Raw genomic sequence first — 20,986 nt, forward strand, 5'->3', positions numbered from 1 at the left:
TCGGGCTCTCGTCCAGCGGATTCCGCGACACGCGGTGGCCGAGACGAGGCCCCTGCGGGGAGCGGGGAATAGGATCGAGTCGGCACACGTACGTACTGCGGTGGGTGCGCGGTCAGCATAACCGGCGGTGGCGCTGCGACCACCCCGTCCGGGCGAGTCGTCCACACCCCCGACCGGGTGGCGCAGTCACCGACCGCTCACCGTGCGTAGGTAGCCGCCCGGCTCAGCGTGACCGGATTCAGGAGGGACCCCCGCGTGACCGATGGACCGCTCATCGTCCAATCCGACAAGACGCTGCTGCTCGAGGTGGACCACCCCGCTGCGGCGGATGCACGGACGGCGATCGCTCCGTTCGCCGAGCTCGAGCGCGCGCCGGAGCACGTCCACACCTACCGGGTGACCCCGCTCGCCCTGTGGAACGCCCGCGCCGCGGGCCACGACGCCGAGCAGGTCGTCGACGCCCTGGTCCGCTACTCCCGCTACGCCGTGCCGCAGCCCCTGCTGGTCGACGTCGTCGACACGATGGGCCGCTACGGCAGGCTCCAGCTGGCCAACCACCCCGCCCACGGCCTGGTCATGAGTTCGAGCGACCGCGCGGTGCTGGAGGAGGTGCTCCGGCAGAAGAAGATCGCCCCGCTGCTGGGCGCCCGGATCGACGACGACACGGTGATCGTGCACCCCTCGGAGCGCGGCAACCTCAAGCAGCTGCTGCTCAAGGTCGGCTGGCCCGCCGAGGACCTCGCGGGCTACGTCGACGGCGAGGCCCACGCCATCGACCTCGCCGAGGACGGCTGGACGCTGCGGGACTACCAGGCCCAGGCGGTCGAGGGGTTCTGGGCGGGCGGCTCGGGTGTCGTCGTGCTGCCGTGCGGGGCGGGCAAGACGCTCGTCGGCGCGGCCGCCATGGCGCGGGCGAAGGCCACCACGCTCATCCTCGTGACGAACACCGTCTCCGGGCGGCAGTGGAAGCGGGAGCTGATCGCGCGCACCACCCTGACCGAGGACGAGATCGGCGAGTACTCGGGCGAGAAGAAGGAGATCCGCCCGGTCACCATCGCCACCTACCAGGTGATCACGCGGCGCACCAAGGGCGAGTACAAGCACCTCGAGCTGTTCGACTCCCGGGACTGGGGCCTGGTGGTCTACGACGAGGTGCACCTGCTGCCCGCCCCCGTCTTCCGGATGACGGCGGACCTGCAGTCCCGCCGCAGGCTCGGTCTCACCGCCACCCTGGTCCGCGAGGACGGCCGCGAGGGGGACGTGTTCTCCCTGATCGGCCCGAAGCGGTACGACGCGCCGTGGCGGGACATCGAGGAGCAGGGCTGGATCGCGCCCGCGGAGTGCACCGAGGTCCGGGTCACCCTGACCGAGAACGAGCGGATCATGTACGCCACCGCGGACGCCGAGGAGCGCTACCGGATGGCCTCCACCGCGCGCACGAAGCTGCCCGTCGTCAAGGCGATCCTGGACCGCCACCCGGACGAGCCCACGCTCGTCATCGGGGCGTACCTCGACCAGCTCGACGATCTCGGCGAGGCCCTCGGCTGCCCCGTCATCCAGGGCTCGACGAAGAACAAGGAGCGCGAGGCGCTGTTCGACGCGTTCCGGGCGGGCGAGATCAAGCGGCTCGTCGTCAGCAAGGTCGCGAACTTCTCCATCGACCTCCCCGAGGCGACGGTCGCGGTGCAGGTCAGCGGCACGTTCGGGTCCCGGCAGGAGGAGGCGCAGCGACTCGGGCGGCTGCTGCGGCCCAAGGGGGACGGGCGGCAGGCGCACTTCTACTCGGTCGTGTCCCGGGACACCCTGGACACCGACTACGCCGCGCACCGTCAGCGCTTCCTCGCCGAACAGGGCTATGCGTACCGCATCGTGGACGCGGACGACCTGCTCGGACCCGCCCTGCCGGACGTGGGCTGATCGGAGCGTCACCGCGCGTCCCCGAGACGGGCGAACGGTCTCACCCCCTTCCCTGAATGCGCGGGCCGCGGTGTTCGTGGACACTCGACCGCACGGCGTTACAGAGGAGTCGGAGATGTCCGTCGCGGGCTGGATCGCGATCGGGGTGGTGGCGTGGGTCGTCATCGCCCTGGTGGTCGCGGTGCTCGTCGGGCGGATGGTTCGGCTGCGGGACCGGCAGGTGCCCGCGGACCCGATGCCCTCACCGCGGCGCCCGGTGGACGCGCCCGGGGTTCCCCGGACCCCGGAGCCCCGGCGACCCCGAGGCTGATTTCCGGGTTCCACCCGGAGGTGCGGGGCGCCGCCGACCGGCAGGCTCGACGGCATGGAACAGCAGACCGAGCAGACCGCCGGCCCCGAGTCCCCCGTCGTCATCGAGCAGGCGCCCGAGCGCGGGCCCGGTTTCCGCCTGCACCGCAGCCGCTCCGAGAAGGTGCTCGGTGGTGTCTGCGGCGGGCTCGCCGAGAGCCTCGACGTCGACCCGAACCTCGTCCGCATCGGCCTGGTCGCCCTGACGGTCCTCGGGGCGGGGATCGGCGTGGTCCTCTACGTCGCGGCCTGGGCCCTGGCCCCCGAGGAGTGACGGGGTGACCGGGTGACCGTGCGGATCTCCACCTGGGTGTGTCGCCGGTCACCACTTTCATGACACAGTCCCGCGGGTGCGAACGACCGACCGTGCGGCCGAACGGGCCCACCTCCTCGACCTCCTCCTGGCCGAACGGGAGGGTCTGCTCTCGGTGCTGGACCGGGTGTTGGCGCTGCGCGGCACCGCCCGGCTGATCCGGGAGGCCGCGGGCGCCGACACCGGCTTCCTCGGCGAGCGGACCGAGGACGGCACGGTGATCCGCTGGACGGCGGGCACCCGCACCGACGCGCTGCAGGACCTGCGGGTCGAGACGGGCCGCGGCATCGGCGGTCGGGCCCTGGCCACCGGGAAGCCGGTGCGGGTCAGCGACTACGTCTCCGCCGAGACCATCACCCACGACTACGACGAACGCGTGCGCCGGGAGCGGCTCGGCGCCATGATCGCGGTCCCGATCCTGGACCGCGGCTGCACCCTCGCCGTGGCCTACGCGGGCCTGCACGGCCCCGGGACCTTCGGCGACGCCGCGGTCGACGCCCTGCGCGGGGCCGCCGAGCAGGCCGTCCCGGCGCTGCGCCTGGCCGACGCCGCGGCCGCGCAGGCCGACGGCGCCGTCGCGGCCGAACGCCGCCGGATGCAGGCCTCGCTGCACGACTCCGTCGGCGCGATGCTCTTCTCCATCGGCGCCCAGGTCCGTGACCTGCGCAGCGAGAACCCGCTGCTCGCGTCCCGGCTGACCCGCATCGAGGCGGACGTCTCCGAGGCCTCCCGCGCCCTGCGGGAGGCCCTGTTGGCCCTCTCGGACAGCTCGCCGGAGCGCGCCCTGCCGGTGGAGCTGGCCGAGCACTGCCGCAGCTTCGCCGCCCGGACCGGGGTCAGCTGCCGGTTCGTGCAGCTCGGGCCGGTCGCCCCGCTGGACGCCGAGCGCACGGCGATCCTCGTCGCCGTCGCGCGGGAGGGCCTGCTCAACGCGGAGAAGCACGCCGGGGCGGGCACCGTGATCGTCAGCCTGGCGCCGGACGAGTCCGGCGGCGTGGTGCTCGCCGTGGCGGACGACGGCGACGGCAGCGGCCCGGGGGCGGGCACCGGGCTCGGCGTGCGGATGCTCGCCCAGCGCGCGGCGCGGCTCGGCGGCACCGTGGGCCTGATCCAGGACGAGGAGGGCGGCACCACCCTGCGCCTGTCGCTGCCGGGCGCGCCGTGAGCCCGAGGGCGCCGGTCGGCTCCCCTCCCGCCCGCGTGATGGTGGTCGACGACCACCCGGTGGTGCGGGACGGCGTCGCCCTCCTGCTGCGCGGGGAGCCGTCCCTGCAGGTGGTGGGCTCGGCCGAGTCGGGACGGACCGCCCTGGAACGGGCCGGTGAGCTGCGGCCGGACCTGGTGCTGCTCGACCTGCGGCTGCCGGACATGCTCGCGCCCGAGGTCGTCGTCGGGTTGCGGGGCGTGTGGCCCGCCGCCCGGGTCGTGGTGTTCACGGCGCACGGCGACCACCACGGCATCCGCGCCGCGCTCGACGCGGGCGCCCACGGCTGCCTGGTCAAGGACGCCGCGGCCACCGACCTGGTCGCCGCCCTGCGCGCGGTGCTGCGCGGCGAACGCGTCGTCGACGCCCGCATGCTGCCCGACGGCGAGGCCACGAAGTCCGCCCTGGAGCGCAGCGGGCTGACCCGGCGCGAGTACGAGGTGCTGCGCCTGGCCGCCCAGGGCCGGACCAACCCCGAGATCGCCGAGGTCACCGGCCTGACCCGCAACACCGTCAAGACCTATCTGCAGTCCGCCCTGCACAAGCTCGGGGCCCGCAACCGGGTCGAGGCCATCGGCAAGGCGAGCGAGGCCGGCCTCCTGTAGGCGGACGGCGCGGGCGGAGTGTCCGCTATGTCTCCACGTGGGGGTGTGGCGGCGCTCACAGCGCCATCAGGATGTGCCCGTGTTGAGCGTGCGAGGGCTCGAGGTCCGGTACGGGCGGTCGGTGACGGCCCTGGAGGAGATAGACCTGGACGTGGGACCCGACGGGGTGCTCGCGGTCCTGGGCGGCAACGGTGCCGGGAAGTCGACGCTGCTGCGCGCGGTGTCGGGCACGCTGCGGCTGCACGGCGGCGCGGTCGCGGCGGGGGAGATCCGGTTCCGGGACGAGCGGATCGACCGCCTGGACCCCGCGGAGATCGTCCGGCGCGGGGTGGTCGCGGTGCCCGAGGGACGTCAGGTCTTCGCCCGGATGACGGTCGAGGAGAACCTGCGCGCGGGCGGGCTCGGTGCGCGGTCGGCGGCGGTGCGCACCGCGGCCAGGGCCCGGGTCGCGGAGCTCTTCCCGGTGCTGGCGGAGCGCGCGACCCAACGCGCGGGCCTGCTCTCCGGGGGCGAGCAGCAGATGCTGGCCATCGGTCGCGCCCTGATGTCCGGCCCCGATCTGCTGCTGCTCGACGAGCCGTCCCTGGGCCTGGCCCCGCAGATGGTCGGCCGGATCGCCCGGATCGTCGGTGAGATCCACGCGCAGGGCACGGCGGTGGTCCTGGTCGAGCAGAACGCGACGATGGCCCTGGAGGTCGCCGACACCGCCGTCGTCCTCGAGGTCGGCCGGGTCGCGCTGGCGGGTCCGGCGGCCGAGCTCGCCGCGAGCGACGACGTCCAGCGCCTCTACCTGGGCGGGCACGCCGAGTCCGAGGAGCAGGCGGAGGCCGAGGCCGCGTTCGCGCGCCAGCACCGCCGCACCCTGTCGAGGTGGGCCGGATGAGCGCGCCCGGGACCGTCCGGTCCGACGTCGCACCGCTCGCGGTCGAGTCGGTGACGCTGCGGTTCGGCGGGGTCACCGCTCTCTCCGACGTGTCCTTCACCGTCGAACCCGGCGCCGTGCACGCCCTGATCGGTCCGAACGGCGCGGGCAAGTCCAGCTGCTTCAACGTGATCAGCGGGCTGTACCGGCCGACGTCCGGGCGGGTGCGGCTCGGCGAGCAGGACCTGACGGGCACCCCGCCGCACCGGCTGGCCGGACTCGGCGTCGGGCGGTCGTTCCAGAACATCGCGCTCTCCCCGCACAGCACGGTGCGGGACAACGTGCTGCTGGGCCGCCACCCGCTGACCCGGGGCGGGTTCCTGGCGGGCGGCCTGCGGATCGGCAGGCGGACCGAGGCGCGACACCGCGCCCGGGTCGAGGAGATCTGCGCGTTCCTCGGGGTCGCCGACCGGCTGGACTCCCTGGTCGCCGCCCTGCCCTATGGGGTCGCGAAGCGGGTCGACATCGCCCGCGCCCTCGCCGTCGAGCCCACGGTCCTCCTCCTCGACGAGCCCGCCGCGGGCCTGAACGCCACCGAGACCGCCGAGATGGGCGTGACGATCCGGGACCTGGCCGACGCGCTGGGGATCTCGGTCCTGCTGGTCGAACACGACATGGGGTTGGTGATGGGGATCGCGGACCGGGTGAGCGTCCTGGACTTCGGCCGGTTGATCGCGGACGGCCCGCCGGAGCAGGTCCAGGCCGATCCCGAGGTCGTCCGGGCCTACCTGGGGGTGTCGGAGTGAACACGTTCCTGCAGCTGGTGCTGAACGGGCTGGGCAAGGGCGCGGTGTACGCGCTGCTCGCGCTGGGCTTCGTGATCATCTTCAAGGCCACCGAGGTGGTCAACTTCGCGCACGGCTCGCTCGTGCTGATCGGGGGCTACCTCGTCTACGCCACGAAGGACGCCCTCGGCTGGCCGGGCGCGGCGGTGCTCGGCATCGTGTCCGCGGCGGTGGCGGCGCTGCTGATCGAGCGCCTGCTGGTGCGCAACGCCCGCGGGGCGGACGTCAACAGCCTGGCGCTGCTCACCATCGGGGTGGACGTGATCGTCACCGAGGAGGTCGTCCGCCGCCTCGGCAACGACATCCCCTTCATCGGCGACCCCTACGACGCGGCCCCGATCCAGTTCGCGGGCCTGACGGTGTTCCGCACCCAGCTGGTCGCCCTGATCGTCGGGGCCGTGCTGATCACCGCGTTCTTCCTGGTCTTCCGGTTCTCGAACTGGGGGGTCGCCATGCGGGCGCAGGCCGAGAACAAGGAGGCCGCGGCGCTGATGGGGATCCGCAGCTCGCGGGTCACGGCGACGGCCTGGCTGCTCGCGGGCGCGCTGGCCGGGGTCGCCGTGCTGTTCATGGCCACCCAGGACTTCTCCGGTGCCGGGCTCGGCCGCGGGACGCACGCGATCGCGCTGATCGCGTTCCCCGCGGCGATCCTCGGCGGGCTCGACTCCACCGCGGGCGCCGTCGTCGGCGGGCTGGTCGTGGGGCTCACCGAGGCGCTGTCCGCGCAGTACGTCTCCTTCGAGTTCTCCAAGAGCGCGGTCTTCCTGGTGATGCTGGTGATCCTGGTGTTCCGGCCCAGCGGGCTGTTCGGGACGAGGGAGCTCAGTCGTGTCTGAGCGGGTCGTGACTGAGCGGTCGTCGGTGCTGGTGCGCCTGCGGACCTCGTGGCCCTCGGTCGCAGGTGTCGCGGTGCTGCTCCTGGTCCTGCTGGTGTTCCCGGTGTTCGCGGGCGTCGCCTACCTCAAGGCGGGCCAGTACGTGCTGATCGGCGTCGTCGGGGCGGTCGGGCTGACCCTGCTCGTCGGGCAGGCCGGTCAGCTGTCCCTCGCGCACCCGTTCTTCCTGCTGGTCGGGGCGGTGAGCTACGCCGTGCTGGCGGGGGACTCGGGGGACTCCGGGGACCTCGTCGGGCTGGGGCTGCCGCCGCTGCTCGCGGTGATCGGCGCGGTCGCGATCTGCGCGCTCGTCGGGCTCGCGTTCTCGCCGGTCTCCGGGCGACTGCGCGGGATCTACCTCGGCGTGGCGTCCCTGTCGCTGGTGTTCCTGGGGCTCTACCTGGGTCAGTCGCTGGACATGCTCTCCGGCGGGACGTCGACCGGGCGCCCGCCGCCGACGTTCGACCTGTTCGGCTTCCGTTTCGCCAACTCCGACCCGGCGCCGACGATCCTGGGCGTCGCCATCCAGAAGCAGCAGCGGCTCTGGTACCTGTTCCTCGTCCTGGCCATCGTGGCCTACCTGCTGGCCCGCGGCGCCGTCCGCAGCCGGGTCGGCCGGGCCTGGCGCGCGGTGCGGGACAACGAGGCCGCCGCCACCGCGATGGGCGTGAACGTGGCCCGGGCGAAGGCGCAGGCCTTCACCGTGTCGTCCGCCTTCGCCGGGCTGGCGGGCGTCATGACGGCCCTGTGGCTGGACCTCGTCAAACCGGACGAGAACGAGTTCATCGGCACCTACTCCATCACCGTCGCGATCTCGTACCTGGCGATGGTGCTGATCGGCGGCCTCGGCTCGATCCCCGGCGCCGTCGCCGGGGCGGTGCTGGTCAACGGCCTGCCGCAGGTGCTGACCCTGGGGGCCACCGAGTTCGGTTGGTCCATCGGGACGTTGTCCCCCGTGCTCATCAGCGCGTTCGTGTACGGAGCCGCGATCGTGCTGGTGGTGCTGTTCGAACCCGGTGGGCTGGCGGCCATCGGTCGCAGGCTCACCACCCGACAAGGAGATCGATGATGATCAAGAACTGGGGCCGGGCGGCGGTGGTGGGCGTCTCGGCGCTCCTGCTCGTGGCCTGTGGCAGCACGGCGGACTCCGGGTCCTCCGGGTCGAGCGGCGGGACGGGCGGGGTGAAGACCGACTTCGGCGTCACCGACTCCACGATCACCCTCGGCGTCATGGGCGACCGGACCGGCGTGTTCAAGAACCTGGGCGAGGCGCTGATCGGCGGCAACGAGCTCTGGGTGGCCGACGTCAACGCCGCGGGCGGGATCTGCGGGCGCCAGCTGGCCCTGGAGATCGTCGACCACGGGTACAAGGCGGACACCGCCAAAACGCTCTATCCGCAGCTCGAGCCGAAGATCCTCGGGATCGTGCAGCTCCTGGGCTCGCCCGTGCTCGCGGCGCTGAAGCAGAACCTGATCGACGACAACGTCTCCGCCGCGCCCGCGTCCTGGTCGTCGGAGATCCTGAACAACCCGAACATCATGATGATCGGGACCACCTACGACGTCGAGATCATCGACGGGCTCTCCTACCTGCAGCAGCAGGGCCTGATCAAGCAGGGCGACAAGATCGGACACATCTACATCGACGGCGAGTACGGCGGCAACGGCCTGCGCGGCTCGAAGTTCTACGCCGAGAAGCACGGCATGACGGTCGTCGAGTCCAAGATCACCTCGACGGACAACGACCTGGCGAACATCGTGACCGGGCTCAAGGGCGAGGGCGTCACCGCGATCGTGCTGACCACGACGCCCGGCCAGACGGCCTCGGCCATGGCCAACAACGCCGCGCTCGGGCTGAACGTGCCGGTCCTGGGCAACAACCCGACGTTCGACCCGGCCCTGCTCTCGAGCCCGGCGGCGGGTGCGCTGGACAAGCTGTACGTGGCGGCGTCGAGTGCGCCGTTCTCGTCGAAGACGCCGAAGGCCGTCGAGGTCGCCACGGAGTACAAGGCGAAGTACCCGAACAGCCCGAAGAACGCGGGTGCGCAGGCCGGGTACGTCGAGGGGCTCGTCTGGCAGGCGGTGCTGGAGAAGGCCTGCCAGAACGGCGACCTGTCCCGGGCGGGCGTCCAGACGGCGCTGAAGTCCCTGACCTCGGTCGGCACCGACGACCTGGTCGCGCCGCTGGACTACAGCTCGCCCGGTGCCCCGCCGACCCGCGGCGTCTACATCGCCAAGGTCGACCAGAACGCCGAGGGCGGCCTCACCGAGGTCGCGCCGCTGTTCACCGCGCCGGACGCGAGCGAGTACAAGGCCCCGCACCAGCAGCCCTGACCGTGAGCGGCGATGGTCGCCCGGGCGACCATCGCCACTCACGACCCTCAGCGGGCGTGGCCGGACCAGTTGGCGAGGCGCTCGGTCGGGCCCGCGTCCGCGGCCGGCTCGACGGGTGGGGCGAAGGGGAAGCCCTCGCGCTCGGCCGGGATGAGCATCCGCGCGACCGCCAGCGCGGGCTCGACGGCCGCGGCGGGCGCCTCGCACGGCTGCCCGGTGGCGACGGCGACGTCCCAGGTGTGCACGAGCAGCTCGTTCACGTACCCCCACAGCGCCGTCCGCCCGGGCGCCCGTCCCCAGGGCACGGTGACCTCGCGGTCGAGGGCCTCGGCGGTCCAGACCCGCTCGTACTCGGCGCGGGCGTCCTCCAAGGTGCCGTCGACCTGGAACGGGAGCGGCCGCGGGTCGCGGCCCTCGCCGATCGCGGCGATCTTGTAGACGGTGGCGACGAGGTGTCGGACCAGGCCGTCGACGTCGAGCTCGGGGCACGGGGTGGGCCCGGCGAGCTGCTCCTCGCGGACTCCGGCGAGGACGGCGGCGGCCCAGTCGAGGGCGCCGGCGTAGGGGGTGCGGGGGTCGATCTCCGTGGTGGTCATGGAAGGACCCTCTCGCCTCAACCGGACACCTTGTGTCATGTTTTGCGGATGCGTGCCGATCGGCTGCTCTCGCTCACCCTCCTGCTGCGCCACCGTGGCCGGTCGACGGCCGCGGAGCTGGCGGCGGAGCTGGAGGTCTCCGAACGGACGGTGCTGCGAGACGTCGAGGCGCTCTCGAGCGCAGGCATCCCCGTCTACACCGAGCGCGGCCGCCACGGCGGGATCGCCCTGCTGCCGGGCTTCTCCACGGACCTCACCGGGCTCACGACCGACGAGGCGGTCGCCCTGCTGACCACGCCCCGAGACCTCCTGGGCCGGGGACAGGCCTTCTCGTCGGCGATCCGGAAACTGGTCGCGGCCCTGCCGGAGGCCTCCCGCGCCGCGGCGACGGGTGCGGCGGACCGCGTTCTCGTCGGGCGCGCGGGGTGGTTGCGCGAGGGGGCCGAGCCCACACCCGCCCCGGTCCAGGTGCAGCGGGCGGTGTTCGCGGGGAACCGGCTGCGGATGCGCTACGCGTCGCGGGACGGGTCCGCGCGGCTGCGGACGGTCGACCCGCTCGGCCTCGTCGAGTCGGCGGGCCGGTGGTACCTCCTCGCGCTCCACGACGGCGCCGACCGCACCTACCGCGTCGACCGGATCGAGGAGGCGCAGGAGCTGGCCGAGCCCGCGCGGCGGCCGTCGGGGATCGACCTCGACCAGCTGTGGGAGCGCAGGCGCGCGGACTTCCGCCGCCGGATCCCGCACGTGGAGGTGCGGGTGCGCGGCGACCGGGAGGTCCTGGCGGCCGAGGTGATGATCGTGCGGGAGGAGCCCGACGCCGTCGTGGTCGCGTTCGGGAGCATGCACCACGCCGAGCAGGTCCTGTGGTCCCTGGCCCCGCGGGTGGTCGCGCTGGATCCACCGGAGCTGGCGGAGTCCCTCCGCGCCCGCGCCGCCGCCGTCGCGGGGGAGTACACGAGTGTCACGTGAGCGCTGCGCCGACGACGCTCCGGTGACGCTCGCGCCGCATGATCTTTCCGAGGGTGACGGGAGCGTTGATGATAGTGCGCTCCGGTAACGCTCGCGGTGGGTCCGACGGAGTGCTCGCGGTCGTGCGCCGCGGTGACGCACGTGCCGAAAGATCATTTTGAGCGTGACGGGAGTGTTCGCGGTAATGCGCTCGGGTGACGCTCGGGGTGGGTCCGGTGGGCAGCGGGGGCAGCGGGTAGCGCTCGTGCCGCGTGATCTTTCCGAGGGTGACGGGAACGTTGATGATGGTGCGCTCCGGTGACGCTCGTGCCGCATGATCGTTCCGAGCGGGACAGGAACGCTCGTGGGGGTGCGCTCCGGTGACGCTCGGGGTGGGGTGACAGGAGCGTTGGTGATGGTGCGCTCCGGTGACGCTCGTGCAGCACCGGGCCGGGTGAGTGGCACCGGCCGGCTTTCCGCGCGACGCTCCTGTCACTCTCGAACCTCGAGTGGAACCGCGGACGGTCGGGCGCCGTCACAGTCCGCATGACGATCGAACCTTTTCGTGGATCCGTCGCTGTGGCCGAGGGCCGGGTGACGGCGGGCGAGCTGCGTGGACCGCGCTATCGGCGGATGTTCCCCGACATCTACGTCCTGATGACTGCCGGACCGCCCGATCTCGCGCTCCGCGGGCGCGCTGCTCACGTCCTGGTCGAGGGGCGCGGTGTGGTCGGCGGATGGGCGGCCGCGGAGCTGCTCGGGGCCTCGTGCGGTCCCGCGGACGCCGCGGTTGAGGTGATCGTTCCCGGGGGGACGCAGCGCGCACACCCGGGACTGCTGGTCCGACGCGGGATCGTGCTCCCCGAGGAGATCACCGTGGCCGAGGGCGCCCGGGTGACGACGGCGCTCCGCACCGCGTTCGACCTCGCCTGTCGCGCGTCCATGCGCGAGGCCATCGTGGCTGTCGACGCCCTCGCTCGGGTCGGCGGGTTCGAGCCGGGAGACGTCCTCGCCGTGCGGGACCTGCACCGCGGGGTCCGAGGCAGCGCCCGGGTACCCGAGGTGCTCAGGCGGGCGAACCGGAGGTCCGGCTCCCCGATGGAGACGCGCATTCGCCTGGCCATCGAGGACGCAGGCCTGCCGACGCCGGTCCTCCAACACCCCATCGGCCCCTACGAGCTGGATCTCGCGTTCCCGGCGCAGCAACTCGGCGTCGAGCACAACGGCCCCGATCATCTGAGGGCGGAACGGGCCCAGCGCGACCTCGTCCGCGAGGCGTTCCTCGCTCGCGAGGGGTGGCGGGTGCTCCGCTTCGATCCCGGCATGGTGATGCGGCAACCGGAACTCGTGGCGGAGCAGGTCCGACGCGCGCTACTCCGCGCCGAGCGTGACGGGAGCGCTGACCGTCGTGCCGCCGGGTGACGCTCGCGGGAATCACCGCCGACGAGTGTGACGGGAGCGCTGTGTCGATCACCCTGGTGTGACGCTCGACGGCGGCGAGCGCATCGCACGCGCCCCCCGCAGCGGTGGGTGCGTGATCGTCACAGGAGCGCCCCGCTGACGACGCTCGCGTGACGCTCGGCAAACGGCATGCGCGAACGCGCCCGCACCGCAGCTCCGCGATGGTGCGCGAGTGTCACGGGAGCGTCGCGTCGACCGCGCTCGCGTGACTCACGGCGATGGTCGGGGTGCTTGCAGCGGTCGTATCGCGCGAGTGTCACGGGAGCGTCGCATCAACCGCGCTCGTGTGACGCTCGATGTGGCCGGGTGCCGCAACGGTCGGACCGCGCGAGTGTCACAGGAGCGCACTCGATGCGACGCTCCCGTCACGCTCGGAACGATCATGCAGGGATCCGCGGAGCGCGCACCACCCGAGTGTCACGAGAGCGCTCGGCTGACGACCACCGCGTCACGCTCACCGCGAACCGGCGGGGTGGCCACCGGGCGGGGTGGTGCTGGCACCCCTGTGCGCTGAGCTGCGGGTTTCTAGGTTCGTGGCATGACCACGACACCGCACCACGAGCCCGCCGCGCTGCGGTTCGAGCCGCCCGCAGGCCTGCTGCCGAGCAACCCCGGGGTGATCCCCGCCCCCCGCGAGCCCTGGGCACCCGCGGGCGTGCCGCAGTTCCCCGCGGTGCGCTCGTGGGAGGTGGAGCAGCCCTTCCTCCAGTTCCCGACGGTGCCCCGGCGCCGGGCGCCGCAGCCGGGCGGAGTGCTGGCGGTCCGGGTCGTCGGGCTGACGGTGACCGCGCTGTGCGCGTTGTGGCCCGCGTTCTTCGCGCTGATGTTCATCGCCTTCGGGCTCGGGCTCGGCGACCTCGGCGCGGTGCTCATGGGCGGGATGGTCGCGGTGTTCGCGCTCGGCTGGCCGCTCGCCGTCTGGTTCGCGACCACGCGGGCCCAGCACGTCTGGCCGGTGCTCCTGACCCTCGTCCCGACGTTCCTGACGGTCCTGTTCAGCGCCTACGTGTTCCTGTTCTGACTGTGCGACCGGCACGGCGTCGGACACGCGAAAGGGGCGGCGGGCCGAAGCCCGCCGCCCCTTCACGCAGGACGGATCAGAGAGGATGCCTCGTGACGCAGGCTTCTCTCAGAAGTCCATGCCGCCCATGCCACCGGTCGGGTCGCCGACCGGAGCGGCGTTCTTCTCCGGCTTGTCGGCGATGACCGCCTCGGTGGTCAGGAACAGCGCCGCGATGGACGCCGCGTTCTGCAGCGCCGAGCGGGTGACCTTGGCCGGGTCGATGATGCCGGCCTTGACCAGGTCCTTGTACTCGCCCGTGGCGGCGTCCAGGCCCTCGCCCGAGGGGAGGTTCCGAACCTTCTCCGCCACGACGCCGCCCTCGAGGCCGGCGTTGACCGCGATCTGCTTGAGCGGCGCCTCGAGCGCGACCCGGACGATGTTCGCCCCGGTCGCCTCGTCGCCGTCCAGGCCGAGGCCCTCGAACAGGCCGGCACCGGCCTGGATGAGCGCGACGCCGCCACCGGCGACGATGCCCTCCTCGACGGCCGCCTTCGCGTTGCGGACGGCGTCCTCGATGCGGTGCTTGCGCTCCTTGAGCTCGACCTCGGTCGCGGCACCGGCCTTGATCACCGCAACACCGCCGGCCAGCTTGGCCAGGCGCTCCTGCAGCTTCTCGCGGTCGTAGTCCGAGTCCGTGCGGTCGATCTCGGCGCGGATCTGGTTGACGCGACCGGCGATCTGGTCCGCGTCGCCCGCGCCGTCGACGATGGTCGTCTCGTCCTTGGTGACGACGACCTTGCGGGCGGTGCCCAGCAGCGACAGGTCGGCGGTGTCCAGCTTGAGGCCGACCTTCTCCGAGATGACCTCGCCACCGGTGAGGATGCCCATGTCGGTGAGCATGGCCTCGCGGCGGTCACCGAAGCCCGGCGCCTTGATCGCGACGGACTTGAAGGTGCCACGGATCTTGTTGACGACGAGCGTGGCCAGGGCCTCGCCCTCGACGTCCTCCGCGATGATCGCGAGCGGCTTGCCCGACTGCATGACCTTCTCCAGCAGCGGGAGCAGGTCCTTGACCGTCGAGATCTTGGACGAGACGAGGAGGATGTACGGGTCCTCGAGCTCGACCTCCATGCGCTCCGCGTCGGTCACGAAGTACGGGGAGATGTAGCCCTTGTCGAAGCGCATGCCCTCGGTGAGCTCGAGCTCCAGACCGAAGGTCTGGCTCTCCTCGACCGTGATCACGCCCTCCTTGCCGACCTTGTCCATCGCCTCGGCGATGAGCTCGCCGATCTGCGGGTCGGCGGCGGAGATGGAGGCCGTGGCAGCGATCTGCTCCTTGGTCTCGATCTCCTTGGCGGACTTGAGCAGCGCCTGCGAGACGGCCTCGACGGCCTTCTCGATGCCGCGCTTGAGGCCCATCGGGTTGGCGCCGGCGGCCACGTTGCGCAGGCCCTCGCGGACCAGCGCCTGGGCCAGGACGGTCGCGGTGGTGGTGCCGTCACCCGCGATGTCGTCCGTCTTCTTGGCGACTTCCTTGACGAGCTCGGCCCCGATCTTCTCCCACGGGTCCTCGAGCTCGATCTCCTTGGCGATCGACACACCATCGTTCGTGATGGTGGGTGCGCCCCACTTCTTCTCCAGGACGACGTTGCGGCCGCGCGGGCCGAGCGTCACCTTGACAGCGTCGGCGAGGGTGTTCATGCCGCGCTCGAGCCCGCGGCGCGCCTCCTCGTCGAAAGCGATCTGCTTCGCCATGGGGGTGTGGTCCTCCGATTGGGAAAACTCGTCTGTCCGAGCACGGCGCCCGCGACGGACGACCGGCAACCCTGCGCCGGTCTCACCGGGGCTCGAACTGGCACTCGGGCAAGCCGAGTGCCAAGCCCCGTTTTAGCACTCGGGGTAGGCGAGTGCAACCGAACGCGCGCTCGGGCAGGATGGGCCCGTGCGCACCGTGGAGGAGCATCGGGCCGTCGTGGCCGCGCTGCTCGGGCCGACCGACGTCGTCGAGCTGCCGCTGGCCGAGGCCAGGGGGAAGGTGCTGGCCGAGGCCGTCACGGCCGCGATCGCGCTGCCGCCGTTCGACAACTCGGCGATGGACGGGTACGCGGTGCGCGCCGCCGAGCTGGCGGGGGCGTCGGAGGACTCCCCGGTGACGCTGCCGGTGGCCACCGACATCCCCGCGGGCCGCACGGACGTGCCGGACCTGGCGCCGGGCACGGTTGCGCGCATCATGACCGGCGCGCCGATGCCCGTGGGGGCGGACGCCGTGGTGCCCGTCGAGCTGACGGACGGCGGCACCGAGACCGTCGCCGTGCGGCTGGCCCCCGAGGTGGGTCGGCACGTCCGCAGCATCGGGGAGGACGTCCACGCCGGGGCCGAGGTGCTCCCGGCGGGCACCGTCCTCGGGGCCGCGCAGATCGGGGTGGCCGCCGCCGTGGGTCGGGCGACCCTGCCGGTGCGCCGCCCGCCGCACGTCCTCGTGCTGTCCACCGGCTCCGAGCTGGTGGCGCCGGGCGAGCCGCTGCAGCCCGGCCAGATCTACGAGTCGAACGGCGCGATGCTCGCCGCCGCCGTGCGGGACGCCGGGGCCACGGCCGAGCAGCTCCGTTTCGTCCCGGACGACGTCGCCGAGTTCCGCAAGGTCCTCGGTGAGCGGATCGTCGAGGGGGTGGACCTCGTGGTCACCTCCGGCGGGGTCTCCGCGGGGGCCTACGAGGTGGTCAAGGACGCGCTCACCGGGCACGGCGTGGAGTTCGTCAAGGTCGGCATGCAGCCGGGCGGGCCGCAGGGCGCCGGGATCGTCGAGTTCTGCGAGGTCGCCTGCCCCGTCGTGACGCTGCCGGGCAACCCGGTGAGCTCTCAGGTGTCCTTCGAGGTGTTCGTCCGTCCGGTCCTGCGGCGCGCCATGGGGCACCCCTACCCCGATCGGCCCATCGTGACCGCCCGTTCGCGGGACGTGCTGACCTCTCCCGTCGGCAGGCGGCAGTTCCGACGCGGGTCGCTCGACGCCGTCGACGGCACGGTCGGCGAGATCGGCTCCCCCGCTTCGCACATGCTCGCCTCGCTGGCCAGGGCGGACTGCCTGTTCGTCGTGCCCGAGGCGGCGGAGCGGGTCGAGGTGGGCGACGAGGTCGACGTGTGGTTGCTGGATCCGCCCCTTTAGGGGTTGCTGAGGGGCTCTGTCACTCGAAAAGTGGTACGGGTCACATGCAGAGGGTGCAACACTTTGCCCCTTCTCGACGTCTTATCCAGTGAGCGTTCGGCCGATCGGTGCAGATCATCGGGTTGGGCCCGGATTGATATGGACGAGTGGTCGATCGCTGGGGATACTTTCGGTACGGGGTGGGTATCCACCCTTCGACGCACAGGACCTACCGCCCGTCGCTGGGGAGCGGACGAGCGGTTCCAAGGCCGGGGTCGCCGTCTCGGGGGATGGCGGCCCCGGCCCTTTGCGTGGGCCGGGCGGACGACCGCCTGCGAGGGCCCCGGTAGCGTGTCGCCATCGCGTCCGACCCGTCCGGCAGCCGCCGGGAGCGGGGTCGCCGTCCGGGCGCCGACGAGGAGTGGATCCGCGACCATGGCCGCGACCCCTGCCGGCGAGAACGCCCTGGTGCACGCCGCGACACTCGTCCGCGAGGCCGTGCCGCCGATCCACCCCGGGGGCCGTCCGGTGATCGGCGCCGTCGCCGCCGCGGCGGGGGCCGCCCGGCTGCTGACCGGCCGGGGTACCGGCGTCGGCCTGCTGGCCACCGGACTCACCGCGCTGTTCTTCCGGGCGCCGAAGCGGGTGCCGCCGCCGATCACCGGCGCCGTGCTGGCGCCCGCGGACGGCACGGTCGCGCTGATCGAGGACGTCGTCCCCCCGCCGGAGCTGGACCTGCCCCGCGAGCCCGTCGCCCGCGTCAGCGTCTTCCTCTCCGTGCTGGACGTGCACGTCCAGCGCATCCCGGTGCACGGGCGCGTCCGGTCGCTGCAGTACGTGCCCGGCGTCTTCCTCTCCGCGGACCTGGACAAAGCCAGCACGGACAACGAGCGCAACGCGATGGTCCTGGAGACCCGGACCGGCCACGCCCTCGGGATCGTGCAGATCGCCGGGCTGCTGGCGCGCCGGATCGTCTGCTCCGTGGCGGCGGGGGACGAGGTCGCCGCGGGCGAGACCTACGGCCTGATCCGCTTCGGGTCGCGGGTGGACACCTACCTGCCCCCGGGGGTCCGACCGCAGGTGGCGGTGGGCCAACGCACGATCGGCGGGGAGACCCCCCTGGCGGTCCTCGCGTGAACCCGTACCAGGCGGGCATCCGGCTGCTGCCCAACGCGGTCACGGTCCTCGCCCTGTGCCTCGGCCTCTCCGCGGTCAACTTCGCCCTCGCGGGCCGGTTCGAGCTCTGCATCGCCGCCGCCTTCGGCGCCGCGCTGTGCGACGCGCTCGACGGCGGGCTGGCGCGCCTGCTCGACGCCTCGTCGAAGATCGGCCAGGAGCTGGACTCGCTGTCCGACCTGGTCTCCTTCGGGGTGGCGCCCGCGCTCGTCCTCTACATCTGGGCGCTGCAGGGGACCCGGCTCGGCTGGGTCGTCGCGCTGATCTTCGCGGTCTGCATGGCGCTGCGCCTGGCCCGTTTCAACACGCTGATCGACGACGGTGACCAGCCGCCGTTCGCCAAGGAGTTCTTCGTCGGCGTGCCCGCGCCCGCCGCTGCGCTCACCGCGGGCCTGCCGCTGTATCTCTACCTGCACTTCGGCGCGGGGTGGTGGTCCGCCCCGCTCGCGGTCGGGATCTGGGCCCTGGTCACCGCGGCGCTCATGGTCAGCCGCATCCCCACCCTCTCGCTGAAGACGGCGCGGGTGCGGCCGCAGTGGATCGCGCCGCTCCTGGTGCTGGTCGGCGCCGCGGCCGCGATCCTGCTGACCGCGCCCTTCCTCGGCATGGCGATCATCGCCGTCGGGTATCTGCTGCTCATCCCGTACACCGTCTACCGGTGGGTCTGGCTGTCCCGGCACCCCGAGGCGTGGGGCGTGCCGGTTCGCGAGCGGCGGGCCGTCGCCCGCGCCGCCCGATCCGCGCGCAGGCTCGGGCTGCGGCCGCCGCTGCGCCGCCGGGTCGCGGGCCGGGCGAGTGCCGTGGCCCGGGGCATGGCCGGAATGGGCCGCAGGCGCACCGACGACGGGGCGGGCCTCGGCCACGGCCCCGCCCGCCCCGCCCGGTCACTCGGGGCCCTGGGGCAGAGCCGCAGGCTGCCCAGCAACAACCGCCGCCGCATCACCGCCCCCCTCAGCCGCCTGGGCCTGCGCCGCCGCTGACCCGCAGACACGCGAGTCGGACGCTCCGGCCCGCGGGTCGGACATCTCGGTCCGTGTGGCGGGGCGCCGCGCCGATACGGTGGGCGGGTGCCAGTGATCACCTTGGTCGCCCGCCTCGCCACCTCCGCCACCGATGCGCGCCGGGGGGTGGTCCGCCTGCATCCCGAGGTGCTCGACGCCCTGCACCTGCGCAGCTGGGACGCCGTCACCGTGACCGGGAGCCGGGCGACCAGTGCGCTGGCGGTCGCCGGTGATCCCGCGGGGGCGCCCGGCCAGGCTCTGCTGGACGACGTCACGCTGTCCAACTGCGGTCTCAAGGACGGGGCGGAGGTCGTGGTCTCCCCGGTGTCGGTGCAGCCCGCGCGGCGGATCGTCGTGGCCGGGTCGGCGCTGGCCCGCGGCACCGTCAGCCCCGCGACGGCCCGGCTCGCGCTGCTCGGCAAGGTGCTGACCGCGGGGGACGCGGTGTCGTTGCTGCCCCAGGACATCGCACCGCCGCCCGGCGCGGACGTCCCCGCGGCCCGCCGCGCCCTGTCGACGGCGATCGGCGGCGCCTGGACGAGCGAGCTGGTCACCGTGGCGCGGGTCGAGCCCGCGGGGCCGGTGGTGGTGCACCCCACCACGGTCGTCGGGTGGCTGAACGGGCCGACGACGGCGGACACGCCGATCCGCGCGACGGCGACCGCGGGCGTCGCCGACACCCGGGCACCGGCCCGGACGGCCGACCGGACGCTGGCAGACGCCGTGGGCACGGTCGGCACGGTCGGCCTCACCACCCCCGCGGCCGCGGACGAGCCGCCGCTCCCCATCGACGCCCTGATCGGCCACGCCGCCCCGGCGAAGCGCCTGGTGGAGTGGCTGGAGCTGACCTTCTCGCGCCCCGAGCTGCTGGTCCGCCTCGGCGGGTCCCCGCGGCTCGGTGTGCTGGTGACCGGGCCCGAGGGCGTCGGGAAGGCGACGCTGGTGCGCAGCGTCGCCGCCGCCGTCGAGGCGCGGTGCGTGGAGCTGCCGGGGCCGGCGGCCGCGGCGCTGGAGCCCGCGTCCGCCGCCGCGCGGGTGCAGGAGGCGTTGACCGCGGCCCGCGACCAGGCCGCCGCGGGCCGTCCGACGGTCCTGCTGGTCACGGACGTCGACGCGTTGCTGCCCGCCGCCTCGCCGCCCCCGCTCGCCACGCTCGTCCTGGACTCGCTGAAGGAGGCCGTGGGGACCCCGAACCTGGCGCTGGTGGCGACGACGGCCGAGCCCGAGGCCGTCGACCCGCGGCTGCGGGCGCCGGATCTGGCGGACCGCGAGCTGAGCCTCGGCCTGCCCGACCAGGCCGTCCGGGCCGACCTGCTGCGCAGGCTGTTCACCGAGGTCCCGGTGGCCGAGGACGTCGAGCTGGGAGAGATCGCCACCCGCACCCCGGGGTTCGTCGTGGCCGACCTGGCCGCGGTGCGCCGCGAGGCCGCGGTGCACGCCGCGCTCCGCGGCAACGAGGACCCGAAGATCGAGATGGCGGACCTGCTGAACGCCGTGGGGTCGGTGCGGCCGATCTCCATGTCGTCGTCGGACACGCTGCAGACCGGTGGCCTGACCCTCGACCAGGTCGGCGACATGACGGAGGTCAAGCAGGCGCTGACCGAGGCGGTGCTGTGGCCGCTGCGCTACCCGGACTCGTTCGCCCGTCTCGGCGTGGACGCCCCGCGCGGGGTGCTGCTCTACGGGCCGCCCGGTGGCGGCAAGACCTTCCTGCTCCGCGCGCTGGCGGGGTCCGGGCAGCTGAACGTGTTCGCGGTGAAGGGCGCCGAACTGCTCGACAAGTACGTCGGGGAGTCCGAGCGGGCGGTGCGCGAGCTGTTCCGCAAGGCCGCGGACGCCGCGCCGGCGCTGGTCTTCCTCGACGAGGTGGACGCGCTGGCTCCGCGGCGGGGCGGGTCCACGGACTCCGGGGTGGCGGACCGGGTGGTGGCCGCGCTGCTGACCGAGCTGGACGGCGCGACCCCGCTGCGGGACGTCGTCGTGGTGGGGGCGACGAACCGGCCCGAGCTGATCGATCCCGCGCTGCTGCGGCCGGGGCGGCTGGAGCGGCTGGTGTTCGTGCCGCCGCCGGACGCGCAGGCGCGGGCGGACATCCTGCGGGCGTCGGGCCGGAACACCCCGCTGGCGGACGACGTCGACCTCGACGCACTCGCCGCCGACCTGGAGGGCTACTCGGCCGCCGACTGTGCCGCGATCCTCCGCGAGGCCGCGCTGACCGCGATGCGGGAGTCCCTCGACGCCACCGAGGTCACCGCCGTCCACCTGGCGAAGGCCCGCCGCAACGTCCCACCGAGCCTGGACCCCGTCCAGGTCGCCGAGCTGGAGGCGTACGCGGCCCGCCGCAGCACCGACTGAG

Annotated in this window: 19 protein-coding genes; 17 read left to right on the forward strand and 2 right to left on the reverse strand. The window is 73.3% G+C overall.

Translation table 11 applies throughout. From position 1 onward, the window contains the following. The first annotated feature begins 255 nt into the window (after positions 1 to 255). The 10 genes from BLS43_RS02750 (at position 256) to BLS43_RS02795 (ending at position 9,303) form a co-directional block, all read left to right on the forward strand. Entirely contained in the window at positions 256 to 1,917 is a 1,662-nt protein-coding gene (locus BLS43_RS02750) for a DNA repair helicase XPB (protein ID WP_093076257.1), read from the forward strand. 115 nt (positions 1,918 to 2,032) lie between these two features. Continuing rightward, positions 2,033 to 2,227, forward strand: coding sequence for a hypothetical protein (locus tag BLS43_RS02755; protein WP_093076259.1), 195 nt, complete (start codon positions 2,033 to 2,035; stop codon positions 2,225 to 2,227). Positions 2,228 to 2,281: 54 nt separating this feature from the next. Next, positions 2,282 to 2,539, forward strand: a complete 258-nt coding sequence (locus BLS43_RS02760; RefSeq protein ID WP_093076261.1) for a PspC domain-containing protein — start codon at positions 2,282 to 2,284, stop codon at positions 2,537 to 2,539. 76 nt (positions 2,540 to 2,615) lie between these two features. After that, positions 2,616 to 3,743: a GAF domain-containing sensor histidine kinase gene (locus BLS43_RS02765; RefSeq protein ID WP_093076263.1), complete on the forward strand. Its 1,128-nt coding sequence runs from the start codon at positions 2,616 to 2,618 to the stop codon at positions 3,741 to 3,743. Positions 3,744 to 3,781: 38 nt separating this feature from the next. Then, positions 3,782 to 4,387, forward strand: a complete 606-nt coding sequence (locus BLS43_RS02770; protein ID WP_093076266.1) for a response regulator — start codon at positions 3,782 to 3,784, stop codon at positions 4,385 to 4,387. 79 nt (positions 4,388 to 4,466) lie between these two features. Next, positions 4,467 to 5,270: an ABC transporter ATP-binding protein gene (locus tag BLS43_RS02775; RefSeq protein WP_093076269.1), complete on the forward strand. Its 804-nt coding sequence runs from the start codon at positions 4,467 to 4,469 to the stop codon at positions 5,268 to 5,270. Further along, entirely contained in the window at positions 5,267 to 6,055 is a 789-nt protein-coding gene (locus BLS43_RS02780) for an ABC transporter ATP-binding protein (RefSeq protein WP_093077351.1), read from the forward strand. The genes BLS43_RS02775 and BLS43_RS02780 overlap by 4 nt, the downstream gene beginning before the upstream one ends. Further along, the gene (locus tag BLS43_RS02785; protein WP_093076272.1) at positions 6,052 to 6,930 is read left to right on the forward strand and encodes a branched-chain amino acid ABC transporter permease; all 879 of its coding nucleotides are present in this window, start codon (positions 6,052 to 6,054) and stop codon (positions 6,928 to 6,930) included. The genes BLS43_RS02780 and BLS43_RS02785 overlap by 4 nt, the downstream gene beginning before the upstream one ends. A 25-nt stretch (positions 6,931 to 6,955) precedes the next feature. After that, the gene (locus BLS43_RS02790) at positions 6,956 to 8,038 is read left to right on the forward strand and encodes a branched-chain amino acid ABC transporter permease (protein WP_245707298.1); all 1,083 of its coding nucleotides are present in this window, start codon (positions 6,956 to 6,958) and stop codon (positions 8,036 to 8,038) included. Next, a complete protein-coding gene (locus BLS43_RS02795) occupies positions 8,035 to 9,303 on the forward strand; it encodes an ABC transporter substrate-binding protein (RefSeq protein WP_093076278.1) in 1,269 nt (422 codons plus the stop codon). Before BLS43_RS02790 ends, BLS43_RS02795 begins: the two co-directional genes overlap by 4 nt. Positions 9,304 to 9,350: 47 nt before the next feature. On the opposite strand, the gene BLS43_RS02800 is transcribed toward BLS43_RS02795, so the two are convergent. Further along, a complete protein-coding gene (locus BLS43_RS02800) occupies positions 9,351 to 9,899 on the reverse strand; it encodes a TIGR03086 family metal-binding protein (protein WP_093076281.1) in 549 nt (182 codons plus the stop codon). A 48-nt stretch (positions 9,900 to 9,947) separates the two neighbouring features. Between BLS43_RS02800 and BLS43_RS02805 the strand changes: the two genes are divergently transcribed. From BLS43_RS02805 to BLS43_RS02815, 3 genes are all read left to right on the forward strand, one after another. Further along, positions 9,948 to 10,868: a helix-turn-helix transcriptional regulator gene (locus BLS43_RS02805; protein WP_093076284.1), complete on the forward strand. Its 921-nt coding sequence runs from the start codon at positions 9,948 to 9,950 to the stop codon at positions 10,866 to 10,868. A 558-nt stretch (positions 10,869 to 11,426) separates the two neighbouring features. Further along, complete coding sequence (locus BLS43_RS02810) at positions 11,427 to 12,269, forward strand: endonuclease domain-containing protein (protein WP_176921142.1); 843 nt, start codon at positions 11,427 to 11,429, stop codon at positions 12,267 to 12,269. 577 nt (positions 12,270 to 12,846) lie between these two features. Next, positions 12,847 to 13,329 carry a hypothetical protein gene (locus BLS43_RS02815; RefSeq protein ID WP_093076289.1) on the forward strand — a complete coding sequence of 161 codons (483 nt, stop codon included), beginning with the start codon at positions 12,847 to 12,849 and terminating at the stop codon, positions 13,327 to 13,329. Between the two features lie 108 nt (positions 13,330 to 13,437). On the opposite strand, the gene groL is transcribed toward BLS43_RS02815, so the two are convergent. Continuing rightward, the gene (gene groL / locus BLS43_RS02820) at positions 13,438 to 15,066 is read right to left on the reverse strand and encodes a chaperonin GroEL (protein ID WP_093076292.1); all 1,629 of its coding nucleotides are present in this window, start codon (positions 15,064 to 15,066) and stop codon (positions 13,438 to 13,440) included. A 187-nt stretch (positions 15,067 to 15,253) separates the two neighbouring features. Here groL and moeA point away from each other — a divergent pair, with 187 nt between their 5' ends. The 4 genes from moeA to BLS43_RS02840 all read left to right on the forward strand — a co-directional run bounded on the left by moeA (position 15,254) and on the right by BLS43_RS02840 (position 20,985). Further along, positions 15,254 to 16,474 carry a molybdopterin molybdotransferase MoeA gene (moeA, locus tag BLS43_RS02825; RefSeq protein ID WP_093076295.1) on the forward strand — a complete coding sequence of 407 codons (1,221 nt, stop codon included), beginning with the start codon at positions 15,254 to 15,256 and terminating at the stop codon, positions 16,472 to 16,474. A 414-nt stretch (positions 16,475 to 16,888) separates the two neighbouring features. Continuing rightward, positions 16,889 to 17,590: a phosphatidylserine decarboxylase gene (locus tag BLS43_RS02830; protein WP_093076298.1), complete on the forward strand. Its 702-nt coding sequence runs from the start codon at positions 16,889 to 16,891 to the stop codon at positions 17,588 to 17,590. Beyond that, positions 17,587 to 18,609, forward strand: a complete 1,023-nt coding sequence (pssA, locus tag BLS43_RS02835; RefSeq protein WP_093076301.1) for a CDP-diacylglycerol--serine O-phosphatidyltransferase — start codon at positions 17,587 to 17,589, stop codon at positions 18,607 to 18,609. Before BLS43_RS02830 ends, pssA begins: the two co-directional genes overlap by 4 nt. Before the next feature lie 93 nt (positions 18,610 to 18,702). Continuing rightward, positions 18,703 to 20,985 (forward strand): AAA family ATPase, encoded by a 2,283-nt coding sequence (locus BLS43_RS02840; RefSeq protein WP_425438523.1) that lies wholly within the window; start codon positions 18,703 to 18,705, stop codon positions 20,983 to 20,985. Position 20,986 lies beyond the last annotated feature (1 nt).

It is taken from the genome of Pseudonocardia oroxyli, from assembly GCF_900102195.1.
Classification (GTDB): domain Bacteria; phylum Actinomycetota; class Actinomycetes; order Mycobacteriales; family Pseudonocardiaceae; genus Pseudonocardia; species Pseudonocardia oroxyli.

Coding starts and splice junctions, on each gene's coding strand:
- BLS43_RS02755 (WP_093076259.1), top strand. CDS start 2,033: ATGTCCGTCGCGGGCTGGATCGCGATCGGGGTGGTGGCGTGGGTCGTC.
- BLS43_RS02760 (WP_093076261.1), top strand. CDS start 2,282: ATGGAACAGCAGACCGAGCAGACCGCCGGCCCCGAGTCCCCCGTCGTC.
- BLS43_RS02770 (WP_093076266.1), top strand. CDS start 3,782: ATGGTGGTCGACGACCACCCGGTGGTGCGGGACGGCGTCGCCCTCCTG.
- BLS43_RS02780 (WP_093077351.1), top strand. CDS start 5,267: ATGAGCGCGCCCGGGACCGTCCGGTCCGACGTCGCACCGCTCGCGGTC.
- BLS43_RS02795 (WP_093076278.1), top strand. CDS start 8,035: ATGATGATCAAGAACTGGGGCCGGGCGGCGGTGGTGGGCGTCTCGGCG.
- BLS43_RS02800 (WP_093076281.1), bottom strand. CDS start 9,899: ATGACCACCACGGAGATCGACCCCCGCACCCCCTACGCCGGCGCCCTC.
- BLS43_RS02805 (WP_093076284.1), top strand. CDS start 9,948: ATGCGTGCCGATCGGCTGCTCTCGCTCACCCTCCTGCTGCGCCACCGT.
- BLS43_RS02815 (WP_093076289.1), top strand. CDS start 12,847: ATGACCACGACACCGCACCACGAGCCCGCCGCGCTGCGGTTCGAGCCG.
- groL (WP_093076292.1), bottom strand. CDS start 15,066: ATGGCGAAGCAGATCGCTTTCGACGAGGAGGCGCGCCGCGGGCTCGAG.
- BLS43_RS02830 (WP_093076298.1), top strand. CDS start 16,889: ATGGCCGCGACCCCTGCCGGCGAGAACGCCCTGGTGCACGCCGCGACA.